Origin of the sequence: Nitratidesulfovibrio liaohensis, from assembly GCF_011682075.1 — a bacterium.
GTDB lineage: Bacteria > Desulfobacterota > Desulfovibrionia > Desulfovibrionales > Desulfovibrionaceae > Cupidesulfovibrio > Cupidesulfovibrio liaohensis.
On sequence record NZ_VSMK01000591.1, the window covers coordinates 1 to 13,732 of the forward strand.

At 63.8% G+C, this 13,732-nt stretch carries 11 protein-coding genes; 6 read left to right on the forward strand and 5 right to left on the reverse strand.

Going from position 1 to position 13,732, the window contains the following annotated elements:
- Positions 1-378 precede the first annotated feature (378 nt).
- Positions 379-1,035 carry an HAD family hydrolase gene (locus FVW27_RS16360; protein WP_167127159.1) on the reverse strand — a complete coding sequence of 219 codons (657 nt, stop codon included), beginning with the start codon at positions 1,033-1,035 and terminating at the stop codon, positions 379-381.
- A gap of 142 nt (positions 1,036-1,177) precedes the next feature.
- On the opposite strand from FVW27_RS16360, the gene FVW27_RS16365 reads away from it, so the two are divergent.
- The 6 genes from FVW27_RS16365 (at position 1,178) to FVW27_RS16390 (ending at position 8,448) form a co-directional block, all read left to right on the forward strand.
- Complete coding sequence (locus FVW27_RS16365) at positions 1,178-2,230, forward strand: YbgA family protein (RefSeq protein WP_167127162.1); 1,053 nt, start codon at positions 1,178-1,180, stop codon at positions 2,228-2,230.
- A gap of 318 nt (positions 2,231-2,548) precedes the next feature.
- Positions 2,549-3,628, forward strand: a complete 1,080-nt coding sequence (locus FVW27_RS16370; RefSeq protein WP_167127165.1) for a metal-dependent hydrolase — start codon at positions 2,549-2,551, stop codon at positions 3,626-3,628.
- A 311-nt stretch (positions 3,629-3,939) separates the two neighbouring features.
- Positions 3,940-4,215, forward strand: a complete 276-nt coding sequence (locus tag FVW27_RS16375) for an HU family DNA-binding protein (protein ID WP_167127168.1) — start codon at positions 3,940-3,942, stop codon at positions 4,213-4,215.
- Between the two features lie 126 nt (positions 4,216-4,341).
- Complete coding sequence (locus tag FVW27_RS16380) at positions 4,342-5,118, forward strand: chemotaxis protein CheD (protein ID WP_243838522.1); 777 nt, start codon at positions 4,342-4,344, stop codon at positions 5,116-5,118.
- 371 nt (positions 5,119-5,489) lie between these two features.
- Positions 5,490-6,341, forward strand: a complete 852-nt coding sequence (locus tag FVW27_RS16385) for a glycosyltransferase (protein WP_167127171.1) — start codon at positions 5,490-5,492, stop codon at positions 6,339-6,341.
- A gap of 412 nt (positions 6,342-6,753) precedes the next feature.
- Positions 6,754-8,448: an aldehyde dehydrogenase family protein gene (locus FVW27_RS16390; protein ID WP_208294850.1), complete on the forward strand. Its 1,695-nt coding sequence runs from the start codon at positions 6,754-6,756 to the stop codon at positions 8,446-8,448.
- A gap of 238 nt (positions 8,449-8,686) precedes the next feature.
- Here FVW27_RS16390 and brnA read toward each other — a convergent pair whose 3' ends face one another.
- The 4 genes from brnA to FVW27_RS16410 form a co-directional block, all read right to left on the reverse strand.
- A complete protein-coding gene (gene brnA / locus FVW27_RS16395) occupies positions 8,687-8,929 on the reverse strand; it encodes a type II toxin-antitoxin system BrnA family antitoxin (protein WP_167127174.1) in 243 nt (80 codons plus the stop codon).
- Positions 8,930-9,061: 132 nt separating this feature from the next.
- Positions 9,062-9,784 (reverse strand): hypothetical protein, encoded by a 723-nt coding sequence (locus FVW27_RS16400; protein ID WP_167127178.1) that lies wholly within the window; start codon positions 9,782-9,784, stop codon positions 9,062-9,064.
- Between the two features lie 20 nt (positions 9,785-9,804).
- Positions 9,805-10,806 (reverse strand): hypothetical protein, encoded by a 1,002-nt coding sequence (locus FVW27_RS16405; protein ID WP_167127181.1) that lies wholly within the window; start codon positions 10,804-10,806, stop codon positions 9,805-9,807.
- Between the two features lie 149 nt (positions 10,807-10,955).
- Positions 10,956-13,652, reverse strand: coding sequence for a bifunctional acetate--CoA ligase family protein/GNAT family N-acetyltransferase (locus FVW27_RS16410; protein WP_481850170.1), 2,697 nt, complete (start codon positions 13,650-13,652; stop codon positions 10,956-10,958).
- Positions 13,653-13,732: the final 80 nt, after the last annotated feature.

Sequence of the window (13,732 nt, forward strand, 5' to 3'; positions counted from 1 at the left end):
CCGCGCGTCGTGCAAGGTTGGTCGGCCCGCTGGGGGGGGGGAAGACAGGAGAATCCGTTGCGGCGGGGGGCATCGCCGGCGGCAGGCCCGCCGCGTGCCGGGCTGCGGGGGCGACGGAACGGGGGGTGAGGCAACGGGGAATGCGCACGATGGGCCTGCCTGCCGGGTGTAGGCGGCCTTCACGGAGGAAGGCGACACCTTGCGCACCATGCCCCATGCCCGTGGCGGAATGATGATGCCCCGGTGACGGAACGCGGGCGATGCCGGTGTGCGCCGGGCCGCCACACACGTTCATGGACGGTGGGGGATGCGCTCCGCGGCGGCCTTGTCAGCTTGTCAGGCCGCCGCCGCTCTGGCCGATACTGCTCCGGCTGGCCGCTATCCCGGCCAACCCTCCGGCAGCGCCACCTGCGGGGCCAGCGCGGCGAGATCGGCGCGGAAGGCGTCGCGCCCGGTGAACAGCCGGGCATGGATGCCCAGCGCGGTTGCCCGCCCGATGTGCCCGGCGTTGTCGTCGAAAAAGGCCGCGCGCGCCGGGTCCACGCCCATGATGGTGGTGGCGTGGGTGAAGAAACCGGGGTCGCGCTTGTTCAGCCCCTCGCGGAACGAATTGAACACCCGGTCGAAGTGGCGGTACACGCCGTGCGCCGCGTCGATTTCCTCCAGCCAGTTGGTATGGTCGCTCAGGATGGCCGTGCGCAGCCCGGCGGCTCGCACCGCGTCGGCGGCGCGCAGCATTTCCGGGCGCACGGTGAAGCGGTTCATGATCTCGGCGCGCAGGGCGGCGTCGGTGCCGGTCATGCCGGTGGACACGCGCACGGCGTTCCACCATGCGGCTTCGTCGGTCTTTCCGTTGACGTAGCCGGTGGCGTAGCACAGGTCGGTGGCCGTGCGCATGGTGGCTTCCGGGTCCAGGCCCTGGGAGCGTCCGATGGCGCGCAGGCCCTCTATGAAGCCTTCTTCGGCCAGCACGCCGCTGAAGTCGAAGAAGATGACGTCGATGTGGGGTGCGGCATTGCCGCGCGAGTGTGTCATGGGCTATCCTTGTCGTCTGCGGGGTCCCGCGGCGCATGGCCGAGGTACCCCGGTTCCGGAATGCCGCCGTTCCCGGTGCCAGAAAGTCGGCGCGGACGCAGGCGGCAACCCGTTCAGGATAACCACGCGGAGGCAAAGCGCAATGGAAGAATCCTCACGGCCCGCCCCCACCGGAGTGGCTGGAGCATCGCATCCCGCCGACACCGACGACCGGCTGCGGGTGGGCATCAGTTCATGCCTTCTGGGCAACAAGGTCCGCTTCGACGGCGGTCACAAGCACGACCCGTACATTACCGGAACCCTGGGGCAGTACATGGATTTCGTGCCGGTCTGCCCCGAGGTGGAATGCGGCATGCCCGTCCCGCGCGAGGCGCTGCGGCTGGTGGGCGACCCGGCCAACCCCCGCCTGGTCACGGTGAAGGGCTACGAGGACTGGACGGAGCGCATGCGCGCCTTTGCCCTGCGCCGGGTGGAACAGTTGGTCGACGAGCGGCTGGACGGGTTCATCTTCAAGCGGGCCTCGCCCTCCAGCGGCATGGAGCGGGTGAAGGTGTACGCCGACCACGACCCCCGCGACGTTCCGGAAGGCGCGGGCCGCGTCAATCTGGGGCCGCCGCAGGAAAAGGGCGTGGGCATGTTTGCCCGTGTGTTCATGGACCGTTTTCCGCTGCTGCCCACGGAAGAGGAAGGCCGCCTGAACGACCCGCGCCTGCGCGAAAACTTCATCGAGCGGCTGTTCGTCATGCGTCGCTGGCGCGCCCTGGCAGAGGCCGGGATGACGCGCGGCGGGCTGGTGGACTTTCACACCCGGCACAAATTGTTGCTGATGTCGCATTCGGTGGAGCACTACCGCGCGCTGGGCAGGCTGGTGGCCCATGCGGCCAGCCACGACCCGGCGGACCTTGCCCGCGACTACCTGACAGGCCTCATGGAGGGGTTGCGCCTGCCCGCCACCACGGCCAAGCATGCCAACGTGCTGCAACACTGCATGGGCTACTTCAAGCGGGTGCTGACTCCGGACGAAAAAATGGAAATGCTGGAGGTCATCCAGCGTTACCGCAAGTTGCAGGTGCCGTTGGTGGTGCCGATAACCCTGCTGAACCACTACGTGCGCAAGTACGGCGAACCCTATCTGGCCGGGCAGTTCTACCTGAACCCGCACCCGGTGGAGCTGAAGCTGCGTAACCACGCGTGAAGGGTGATGGGGGCGGGGCCGCATGTCGGCCTGCGCCCCCGCCTCCATGCCACTTCTTTCGTTCCTGTCCTGCCCCATCCTGTCCCGCGCGCCCATCTTGCCATCCGCCGTCCCGATGACGATATATCCGGGGCAACCATAGTCCGGTTGCCGCCGGTACGCTCCGTCCTGCCATGCGGACGGAGGCACGGCGTATTCCGCTCGCGCCCGAACGCCCCTTGCCCGGCATCTTCCTGTTCCTTCCGTTCCCCTCTCCGTCCCGTCCACCCTCGCGCGCCACGCACGCATCCCCAATATGCTTCCCACGGAGGTCGCCCCATGGACCCGGTAACCCATCTTGCCAGCGGCGCGCTTGTGGCCATGGCCCTGCCCGATACCCGGCGCAGCCGCTGGTTCATGCCCTTTGCCCTCATCTGCGCGGTGCTGCCCGATGTGGATGTGTTCTTCGGCGCGACGCCGCTGGACTATCTGACCCTGCACCGGGGCATCACCCATTCCTTTGCGGGCGGGGCGGTCATGGCCCTGCTGATGGCGCTGCTGTTCCTGCCGCTGCTGCGGCGCGCCCCGCGCGATGCCGTGGCCAGCGGCGGCGTGCACACCTGGGGCTATGCCCGTTATGCACTGGCCGCCTACGGGTTGATCCTGCTGCACATCTTTCTGGACTGCATCACCACCTACGGCACGCAGGTGTTCCTGCCCTTTTCCGACTACCGGGTGGCCCTGCCCGCCGTGTTCATCATCGACCCGGTCATGACGCTGGTCATGCTGGCGTGCATCGTGGCGGCCATGGGCCGGGCGCATCGGCGCACCTTTGCCGCGCTGGGGTTGGCCTGGACCCTGCTGTGGCCGGGCGCCTCGCTGGCGGTGCAGCAGCATGTGCAGTCCGGCCTGGTGGCGAAGCTGGCCGCCCAGCCCGTGCCTCCGCAGTCCGTCGCGGTGATTCCCGAGGCGCTGGCCCCGTTCAACTGGAAGGTGGTGGTGGACGATGGCCGCCGCTACGGCATGGCCCGCTACCAGTTGCTGAACCCGGATGCGCCGCTGGCCTTCGAACTGTTCGAAAAGGCGGACCCGGTGCTGTACCGCCGTCTGTCCGAGGCGGAGGAACTGTTCCGAGTGTATGGCCGCTTTGCCATGTTCATGACGCAGGAAAACCGGCAGGAGAACGGCGCCGCCGTGATCGCCTATCGCGATCTGCGCTTTGCCTCCACGGTGCCGTTCATGCGCATGCTGCGCGGTGAGGGAGTGCCCTTTCAGTTGTGGGCGCGTCTTTCGGCAGATGGGCAGTTGGAAGGGTTTCGATTCGTGCAGGGGCGCGCCGCGGGCGGCCGCGATGCGACTGGCGGGACTGGTGCGGCTGGCGGAACTGGCGGCGGCGACTGGGTGCCCGTGACGCGCTGAAGGCGGCATGGCATTGCGTACGAGCCGATGAAATGTGTCCACCCCCCTTGTCACGTGGGGTGCGACGCGATATTGATGGAATATTGGGGAGAAGGGCGTGGCGACGCCATGCGGCAACAGCCGGGGACGCACGTACACCTTCCCATTGGCGGTGCGCGGAACATGTCGGCACAGTGCCGTACGCGCGTATAACATGCCGCCGTAAAACATGTTTCGCACATGGTGTCGCCGCATCGGGGTTTCGGGGCGCGCGCGGCGGCCCTGCACCAACACGCCATGCCCCGCACGGACGGGTCCGACTGGAGGTCCACGTGAACAAGAGCGAACTGGTACGAGCGCTTGCCGAAGAGCACGAACTGCCTGTAGAGGACGCCACCGTGGTGGTGAACACCTTCTTTGACTGCGTGCGCGACGCACTGCTGGATGGTGACCGCGTGGAAATACGCGGCTTCGGTTCGTTCAAGATCAAGGGCTATCGCGGCTACAAGGGCCGCAACCCCAAGACCGGCGATTCCGTGGCGGTGCCGCCCAAGCGGCTGCCGGTGTTCCGGGCCGGAAAGGAACTGAAGGACATCCTGAACCCGTAGGGGTTCGGGGCCGCGAGAACCTTCGTTTTCGTCATTGGTAGGACGGCGCGCAAGGCGCCGTCAGGCGGGCGGTTGCGCTGCTGGTCGGGGGGCTGGCTGCGCGAACGCTCGCGTTTGGTTTGGGAGATGAACATCGGGGATGCGTGCGGCCCGGCGGGCGGCACAGGGGGCATGATGGGCAACGGCACGGAAGATACGCTGCACGGGCACAGGTCCTGTCCTGTCCCTGCAGTCATGCCGCGCGAGCTGGCGGAAGAGCGGCTGCGCCATCTGCACCTGCGCATAGGCGAGGGCATCGTGGCGCGGCGCCCTGCCATCATCGCCACGGCGCTCGGCTCGTGCGTGTCCGCCACGTTTTTCCACCGCCCCTCGGGGCTTGCGGGCATCTTCCACGCCATGCTGCCCACGGCGGAAGGCAGCCGCGATTTCGACTGCAACCCCTGCAAGTACGTGGATACCGCCGTAGAGGCGGTGCTTGCCCACTTCCTGCGCAAGGGCGTGCCGGTCATCGAGATCGAAACCAAGCTGTTCGGCGGCGCCTTCAGCATGAACACCGAAGAAAAATCGCTGGTGCGTTCGCTGGTGGACGTGGGCGGCCGCAACGTGCAGGTGGCCCGCGATCTGCTGCGCGCAAGGGGCTTGGTGGTGTCCGGCGAACACGTGTTGGGCGAGCGGGGCCGCAAGCTGCTGTTTCACGCGGGCACAGGCGAGGTATGGGTGAAGCTGCTGCGCCGCAGCCTGGCCGAGCAGGGGCGCGGCGCGGGCCGCAACGGGCGTGCCCGTAATGCCGAACCCCCGGCCTGGTCGTACGACGCACAGCCGGAACCGTGGCCCGGCCCCTTTCCGTTTGGCGAATCGGGAGGGGAGGATGGTTCGGGCGAGCCGGGCGGGCAGGCCGGATAGCTCGTGATGGCTGGATCGGATCGGATAACGTACGCCGGATGACTCGGGCCGGATAGTCCGCGCTGGGTAACCCCGCCGTTTGGTTTTCGCTGAACGCGTCGGCCCGGACACGTCGGCCCGGACACGTCGGCCCGGACACGCTGGCCCGGGCACGCTGGCTCGGGCAGTTCCGCCGGACACGTTGGCCTGGATAACCCCGCCGGACAACTCCGCGCCGGGTTTCGTCCCCCGATTTCGTTTCCGGATTTCGCCCCCCATTTCACCACCCGCGCCGCCGCGCGCCCGCGCATGCTGGCCTTGCCACCGGAAATGGGCTACGAGCGGGGGCAGACCCCCATTCCCCACGCACCCGCACGCCGGACCCTTGCCGCATGAAGATCGTCTTCTGCATCGACGACAACCCCCGCTACCTGCTGATGATGCGTGCCGCCGTGCGCTCGCTGCGGCGTCTGCACGGCGATGCTGCCCCTTGCGTGTGCGTGTACGGCGGCAGCAACCCGGCGGTCATGGACGCGGTGCGCGCAGAGGGCGTGCAGCTTGCCCGGCACACTCCGGTCATCGGCGTGCACAACGCCCCCCCGCAGTTCCACCGCTGCATCGGCGCCTTTCTGAAGCTGGAACTGGCCCTGCTGCCGGAACTGGCCGACGACGAATACGTGCTGTACTGCGACGCCGACGTGTACTTCCACCAACCGATTCTGGGCGATGCTGCATCCGGCGGGGCGGAGCACATCCGCCCGCAGTACATGGCCATGGCCCGCGAGGCCACGGCCCCCTTCCACCATACCCACGAACAACTGGACTACGAATGGCGAGGCCGCCGCTACGTGGTGCCGCTGCCCTTTCCCATCTGGACCTTCAGCAGCGGGGTGGTGCTGTTCAACCTTGCCCGGCTGCGGCGGCACGACCACATCCAGAACTTTCTGGCCTTCTGCGTGCAGAACCTGCACCGCATCGGCAATCTGGACCAGTCGCTGCTGAACTATTTTTTCGGCAAGCGGGTGACCAAGCTGGACCCTTCGTGGAACTGCCCGCCCTACCGGGCCGACGCGCTGACGCGGGCGCGCATCGTGCACTTTCACGGTCCCAAGCCGTGGGACACCAAACCCGCGCTGTGGAAGGATCTGCGCATCAACCACTACATGGAATTCCGCCGCCGCTGGCTGGAACTGCTGACGCCGGAAGAGCGCGAGCAGGCCGCCGCGTGGGAGGCGGCGGGGTAGGGGCGTCAGGGGATTGCAGGGGGAACTGGGGGAAGCTGGGGGGCGCATTTGTCCGTACGTTGCCGCCCTGCGGCTTTCGCACCAGCCCGCAGCGTTGCCGCAGCCCCGTTCGGATGAACGTTCCGCACTGCCCGGCCATGCTTGCGGCCTGTTACTTCCGCTTCCATCCCTTTCGCACCTTCGCCCCGCCCCGCCCATAATCACCCCCGCCCTGCCTTCCCTGCTGCCATCGGGCCGCAACCCTGCTATGCTGGCTCCATGTCGCGGCCCGGTCATCCCGTGCGACCTCGTGCGGTCCAGTTCCGGCCAGTTCCCCCCTGTACCGCCTGTACCGCTGCCGACCATTCCGCGCCGTTCCGCAGGCATCCCGCCATTCCACAGCCCGGCCCGCCGCCGGATGAAGGAGTTACACATGTCGTCCCAGCCGTCCACTCCTGTAGCTGGTCCTGTATCTGGCCCAGCCGCCAGCCCTGCCGCCGCCCATACGCCCGAAAGCCTGCGTGCCCTGTTTCCCGTGGCCGGGCAGCCCCTGCCGGAAGCCGCCCACGCCTTCGCCCCCATAGAGCAGCGCACCTGCCTCATCGACGGCAAGCTGGAGGAATGGCCCGGCGAGATGCAGCAGGTGTTTTCGCCCATCGGGGAAGTTGACGGTGCGGGCGGCTTCACCCCGCGCCTGCTGGGCCGCTGCCCCATTCTGGACGAGGCCGCCGCCCTGCGCGCCGTGGACGCCGCAGACCGCGCCTGGGCCGACGGCATGGGCGCATGGCCCACCATGGGCGTGGCCGAGCGCATCCGCCACGTGGAGGATTTTGCCCGGCGCATGGCGGCGCGGCGCACCGAGGTGGTGCGCATCATGATGTGGGAAATCTGCAAGTCGTGGCAGGACGCCAGCGGCGAATTCGACCGCACCATGGAGTACCTGCGCGACACCATCGACGCGCTGAAGGACCTGGACCGCGCCTCGTCGCGCTTCGTCATAGAGAAAGGCATCTACGCGCAGATACGCCGCGCGCCGCTGGGGCCGGTGCTGTGCATGGGGCCGTACAACTACCCGCTGAACGAAACCTTCTGCACGCTGATGCCCGCGCTGATCATGGGCAATCCGGTCATCGTGAAAACGCCGCGCCTGGGGCGGCTGCTGTATTCGCCGCTGATGGAAGCCTTCCGCGACGCCTTTCCCGCCGGGGTGGTCAACATCCTGCACGGCGACCGGCGCATCGTGAAGCCCATCATGGCGTCGGGCCGCATCAACGTGCTGGCGTTCATCGGGTCCAGCACGGCGGCGGACGCGCTGCGCCTGGCCCACCCGCACCCGCACCGGTTGCGCTGCGTGCTGGGGCTGGACGCCAAGAACGCGGGCATCGTGCTGGACTGCGCGGACATGGACCTGACCGTGGCCGAGGCGCTGCAAGGCTCGTTCTCGTTCAACGGGCAGCGCTGCACCGCGCTGAAGATGCTGTTCGTGCATCAGAAGCGGCTGGACGAATTCCTGGTCCGCATGGACGAGGGCATCCGCAAGCTGCGCATCGGCATGCCGTGGGACGAGGGGGTGCGCATCACCCCGCTGCCGGTGCCCGGCAAGTCCGCCTATCTGGACGACCTGGTGCGGGACGCCGCCGCGCACGGCGGCAAGGTGGCCAACAGCGGCGGCGGCACCCACGCCGAAACCCTGTACCACCCCACGGTGGTCTGCCCGGCCACGCCGCAGATGCGCGTGTACCACGAGGAGCAGTTTGGCCCGGTGATACCCGTCATCCCCTTCACGGACATAGAAACGCCGGTGCGTTACGTGGTTGGGTCGCAGTACGGGCAGCAGTTGAGCATTTTCGGCAACGACCCGGACGACGTGGCCCGGCTGATCGACCCCATGGTCAACCAGGTGTGCCGGGTGAACATCAACAGTCAGTGCCAGCGCGGGCCGGACACCTTTCCCTTTACCGGCCGCAAGGATTCCGCCGAGGGTACCCTTTCGGTCAGCGATGCGCTGCGCTGCTTCTCCATCCGCACGCTGGTGGCCGCCAAGGGCACCGATGCCAACAAGGAGATTCTGACCAGCATCATTCGGGACAGGCGGTCGAATTTCCTGTCGAACGATTTCATTCTGTAGCGGGGCTGGCGGCTGCTGGGGGGCGAATCCGGGAGAGCGGGGCGCTGCCCCGCACCCCGCAAGGGGGCCGCGCCCCCTTGACCCCTTTCAGGGGGGAGTAAGTATTAAATCGCAAGGCCCGCCTGATATGGCGGGCCTTTTGGCGTTCTGGGAAAAGGGGGGAACAAGAGTATTCTGGCGACAGGGGTACGGCGGGCAGACTACCAGCGATTTGCCGTCCCCCGACACCGTTCCGGATTCACTGCCCCTTGCGTTTCTGCAAGTGCCTGCCGAGCACCGTCTTGATGAGCGCCTGCCGCGAGACGCCAAGGGTCTTGGCTTCCTTGTCCAGCGCGTTCACCATCCACAGCGGAAAGTCCACGTTCACGGTCTTCTTCTCGCGGTTGGGATGGCGGATGGCGCTGGTATCCAGAAAGGCGGTGATGTCTTCGCCCTCGTCAAAGCGGCGGTCGAATTCTTCAGTGGAAATTTGCTTGGACATACAGTGCCACCTCCTCTTTTCTCGCCCGGCGCACGGATATGATGCGCACGGCCTGCCCCCGGTCGGTAATGACGGCGGCCCAGCACTGGCCTGCCAGATTTCTTGAGTACGCCCTGTAAAATGCACGCAGAGCTAGACGAGGCGGGGTATGCAAGGGGGGCAAGGGAGGGATTGTGATGCGGCTAGGGAGAAAAGCGCTGAAATGCTAGCTGTGTCTTTTGATTTCGCATAGCCAGCGATGGATTCTTTGAATGTTGTCTCAGAATGCTTTGCGACAGTTTTTCTGATGAATTCAGTGACCCGCTCGTCGAGGAGAAAATTGAGCTTTCTGCTGTATATGATGGCTCGCAAGGCTTGGAGTTCTGGCATGTCAGCAATGTACGCTGTGCAATTAAAGGATATTTTTTTGTTGCGCATGGAGTTAAGGAAATTGTGTTCGAAATATGTTCCTGATGTGAAATCGGCAACTACAGCATTTATATCAAAAACAGTCGTTGCGGGTAGGTTCTTGGCGCGAGGGGGGAGCAATCCTTTCCTGAATGCGTAGGTATCGCAAAGACGCCAGTAGTTTATAGGGAATGGAGAGCTCGGAATCTCACATTTTACACCGCCAAAACTATTGAGTATGCCGTTTTTGCATATAGGTAGTTTGGCGTTGGTGTCTATAACTAAGTCAAGGTCGCTAGGAAGTATTTCCGAGCCAAGCATTAACGACGCATAACTGTCGCGAATAGCTCCACCGATTATGTAGACTTTGCCGAGGTGTTGCAGCGTGTCAAGCGCTTCTGTAAGTGCGCTAGATGCGTTTATCTTGGTTTTTAACTCGTATATCGCCTGATTTAGTGTCTCTTTCATCTCGTGCGCCTGTGCGAATTTTATACAGAAGGTGTCGTTGCGCCTGTGGTACTGGGAATGGTTTGGTCTGTAAATGGAGTGTTTGTTTGACATGTGGAGCAGTTATTGTGTTGAGTTGATGCTTTTGATGTGTCGATTATGTCTTGAAAGAAAAAGTTACTCGATACGTGATCTGTTTTGTTTATTATGAATACGTAGGGGTCTTTTTTTCCCTTGGAGGTGTGTCTAGGTAGGAACCACATTTCATTTTCATCAAATATGTAGGCTGAATATGTGGATGGCCAGTTTATCGTTTTTATGGTTACTTTATTATTGCAGTGAGCGCAAACATCCTCGCACCAAAATTTAAATGCTTTAGTTGTGTTGTCTTTTATTGTCTCTGCCGGTGTGCGGTCAAAGCTATTTTGAAGGCAATCAAAAAGAGCATCATCTGATGGATCTGACATGATTACTTCTATTTTTAGGCCATTTTGAACGAGTTCTAGTATTTTAGAATAATGTATTTTTATAAAATTTAAGTTGTAAAGGCACAGCATTTTACATGATTTTGAAGATGCCATTTTTTTAAGTAATTCGTCAGTGTCAAATCTGATTATCTTTTGAATGCCCATGTCTTCTATTGTGCGGTGGTTTTCTTTTAAATCTACAGCATCAGTTATCATGTTTTTTATTTCTGAGATGACACCTCTATTCGATACAAAATCTGTGTAGCAGCTGTATGACGTTCCAAACATGAATAGAGTTCCGATTGAAGTAAATATTGTTGATAGTATTGGATGCAACTTGCTTGTGTAGTTTCCTACTACAGCTAAGAGAATCCCGAATGAGAAAAAAATAACAAGCATCATAAGCACTTTTTGGCCGTATGACATTGTGTTTATCGTGTCGGATAGTTTATTTTTTGTGTTATTGATGATGAATATGAGTCCACATAAAACACTAAGCATAATTATAAAAGTTACAAAAGCATAAAATGGTTCGGCAGCGGAAACGATCGCTAACTGTTCTATGTATGCAAGCATTGTACACCTCGAGGGCGGTAATCGCAGTTTTTACAGGTTGCTAATGAATTTGCCTAATATTTTTAATAAGTTCAAGTGGCTTGTGATGTCTGCTGGCGATGGGGTATTGGCATTGCTGGCCACAGCCCGTAGCTAGCTCTAAGGGCGGCTCATGCCCCCTTCCCATCCTCCAACGGCAAGTCCAACTGCCAGATGTCCTCGTCGTAGTCCTTGCTGACGATGAAGCCCACCGACCGCGCCAGTTCGGCCATGGACTTGTTGTCGCCAAGGGCAGCGCCCACAATGCGCTTGGTGCCGCGCGCCTTGCAGTAGCGGATGATCTTCTGCATCAGCAGCTTGCCCAGGCCCTGCCGCTTCAGGTCGGACCGAACGGCCACGGCGAATTCCGCCTCGCTGTTGTCGGTGCTGACCATGGCCCGCACCACGCCCAGCGTGCGCACCACCCCGTCGTTGTCCGGCCCCTTGGCGATGAAGGCCATTTCACGGTCGTAGTCGATCTGGGTCAGCTTCACCATTTCGGCGCGGGGCAGCTTGGCCACGTTGCCGAAGAAGCGGAACCGCTTGTCTTCCGCCGATAAACTCTCCACGAATTCCCAGTGCTCCGGCTCGTCTTCCGGGCGGATGGGCAAAAGGTCCACGTGCCGCCCGTCGCGCAGGGTCACGCATTCCTCCAGCTCGCGCGGGTAGGGGCGGATGGCCAACTGGTCCGTGCCGGTGGTGGTGGACCAGGCAATGCGCATGTGCGCATCCAGCGCCACCACGCCGTCGGCATCCACGAACAGCGGGTCTATCTCCAGTTCGAATATTTCGGGTATGTCGATGATCAGCTGCGACACCTTGCACAGCAGCAGGCGCACGGCGTCCAGATTCACGCGGTCCTTGTGGCCGCTGCCGCGCAGCAGGCGGTACACCCGCGTGCGCGACACCAGTTCCTGCGCAAGGCCCATGTTCAGAGGCGGCAGGGCGGTCTGGCGGTCGGCCAGCACCTCTGCCATGGACCCGCCCTGCCCGAAGCGGATGATGGGGCCGAACACCGGGTCGGTGGCGGTTTCCACGGCCAGTTCGTGCGCCCCGGCCAACCGGCACATGCGCTGCACGGCATAGCCTTCCATGCGCGCGCCGGGCACCTGGTCGCACACGTTGTTGGCGGTGGACAGGGCGGCGTCCATCACCTCTTCGTCGCTGGCAAGGTTAAGGGCCACGCCGCCAGCCAGCGAGGTGCGCGGCACGTCGGGCGATTCCACCTTCAGCGCCACGGGGTAGCCTATCTCCGCCGCGGCGGTCACGGCCTCGCGTGGGGTCTTCACGTGGCGCGTCTCGGCCACGGGTATGCCATAGGCGGTGAGCACGGCGTGGGCCTCTGCCGGGGTCAGCAGCATGCGCTTGGCCTCCAGCGCGTCGTTCACCACCATGCGCGCCGCCGTCACGTCGGGGTTGAAGGCCTCCGGCAGCGAGGGCGGCGTTTCCATCAGGGTGTCCTGGTTGCGCCGGTACTCCACCATGTTCAGGAAGGCCCGCACCGCGTTGTCCGGGGTGAAGTGGCTGGGCACCCCGGCGGCGGCGAACTTGCGGCGCGCCCCGGCGGCGTCGTCTATGCCCAGCCAGCTGGTCAGCACCGGCTTGCGGCTGCGGCGGGCCACCTCTATGACCGCGCTCGCCACGTCGTCACTGGGCATGGAAAAGGTGGGCACGTGCATCACCAGCACGGCATCAACGCCCCGGTCGTCCAGCAGAATCTGCAACGCTTTCGCGTACATGGCCCCGTCGGCGGAACTGCGCACGATCAGCGGGTTCCAGTACGACCAGTCGCGCCCCAGTTCGTTGTCCAGCGCCTGGCAGGTTTCATCGGAAAGTTCGGCCAGCTTGCCGCGCCCCTGCAACAGGGCGTCGGTGGCCAGAAAGCCGGGGCTGCCGCCGTTGGTCAGGATGGCCAGCCGGTCGCCCTTCAGCGGCTTGGCAAGGGCCAGCGTTTCCACCGTGTCGAACATGGCGTCGATGTCGGCCACCCGCAGCATGCCCGCCCGGCGAAACGCGGCGTCGTACACCTCGTCCGCGCCCAGCAGCATGCCGGAATGCGCGGCAGCCGCAGCCGCAGCCGCCTCCGACCGGCCCGCCTTGATCACCAGCACCGGCTTGTTGCGGGCCAGCGCGCGCGCGGCGGACATGAACCGCCGGGCGCTGTCGATGGTCTCTATGTACAGCAGCACGGCGCGGGTGTTCACGTCGCCGTTCAGGTAGTCCAGCACGTCGTTGAAATGCACGTCGTACCGGTCGCCCAGGGCGATGAAGTGCGAAAAGCCGATGCCCTTGGACGTGGCCCAGTCCAGAACGGACGTGAACAGCGAATCGGACTGCGAAAGAAAGGCCACCTTGCCGGGCAGCGCCTCTCGCGGGGCAAGGCTGGCGTTCACCCCCACCGACGGCGTGATGAACCCCAGGCAGTTGGGCCCCAGCACCCGCACGCCCCAGCGTTGCGCGGCCTGCAGCAGGGCGGCCTTCTGCACTTCGCGCCGTTCGCGGTCGAACCGGAAGAACCCCCGGCTCATGATCACGGCGGCGCGGGTGCCGCGCTTGCCCAGTTCTTCGATGTAGCCGGGAATGGTTTCGGGCGGGGAACAGATGATGGCGAGGTCCGGCGTCAGGGGCAGGGTGTCGATGGCGGTGTGGCCGGGCATGCCCGCCACGGCCTCTCCCGTTTCGTTCACCGGCAGCACCGGCCCCAGAAAGGTGCCGGACATCAGGTTTTCCATGATGACGCAGCCCGGCTCGCCCGGCGTGGACGTGGCCCCGATGACGGTCACGGAATTGGGCTTGAACATCTGTTCCAGGGACGATTGCGTGGCCACCGTGCGAACCCCCTTCCGTCGTGCCGCCGCGTGCGGGCAGGTGCGGGCGCGCCGGGCGGTTGCCCGGCGTCGTGCGGTGC

What these genes read in the sequence shown, in the direction of transcription:
- FVW27_RS16390 (WP_208294850.1), top strand. Translation starts at nt 6,754, where the DNA reads ATGTCGTCCCAGCCGTCCACTCCTGTAGCTGGTCCTGTATCTGGCCCA.
- FVW27_RS16400 (WP_167127178.1), bottom strand. Translation starts at nt 9,784, where the DNA reads ATGAAAGAGACACTAAATCAGGCGATATACGAGTTAAAAACCAAGATA.
- FVW27_RS16365 (WP_167127162.1), top strand. Translation starts at nt 1,178, where the DNA reads ATGGAAGAATCCTCACGGCCCGCCCCCACCGGAGTGGCTGGAGCATCG.
- FVW27_RS16405 (WP_167127181.1), bottom strand. Translation starts at nt 10,806, where the DNA reads ATGCTTGCATACATAGAACAGTTAGCGATCGTTTCCGCTGCCGAACCA.
- FVW27_RS16360 (WP_167127159.1), bottom strand. Translation starts at nt 1,035, where the DNA reads ATGACACACTCGCGCGGCAATGCCGCACCCCACATCGACGTCATCTTC.
- brnA (WP_167127174.1), bottom strand. Translation starts at nt 8,929, where the DNA reads ATGTCCAAGCAAATTTCCACTGAAGAATTCGACCGCCGCTTTGACGAG.
- FVW27_RS16385 (WP_167127171.1), top strand. Translation starts at nt 5,490, where the DNA reads ATGAAGATCGTCTTCTGCATCGACGACAACCCCCGCTACCTGCTGATG.
- FVW27_RS16380 (WP_243838522.1), top strand. Translation starts at nt 4,342, where the DNA reads ATGAACATCGGGGATGCGTGCGGCCCGGCGGGCGGCACAGGGGGCATG.
- FVW27_RS16370 (WP_167127165.1), top strand. Translation starts at nt 2,549, where the DNA reads ATGGACCCGGTAACCCATCTTGCCAGCGGCGCGCTTGTGGCCATGGCC.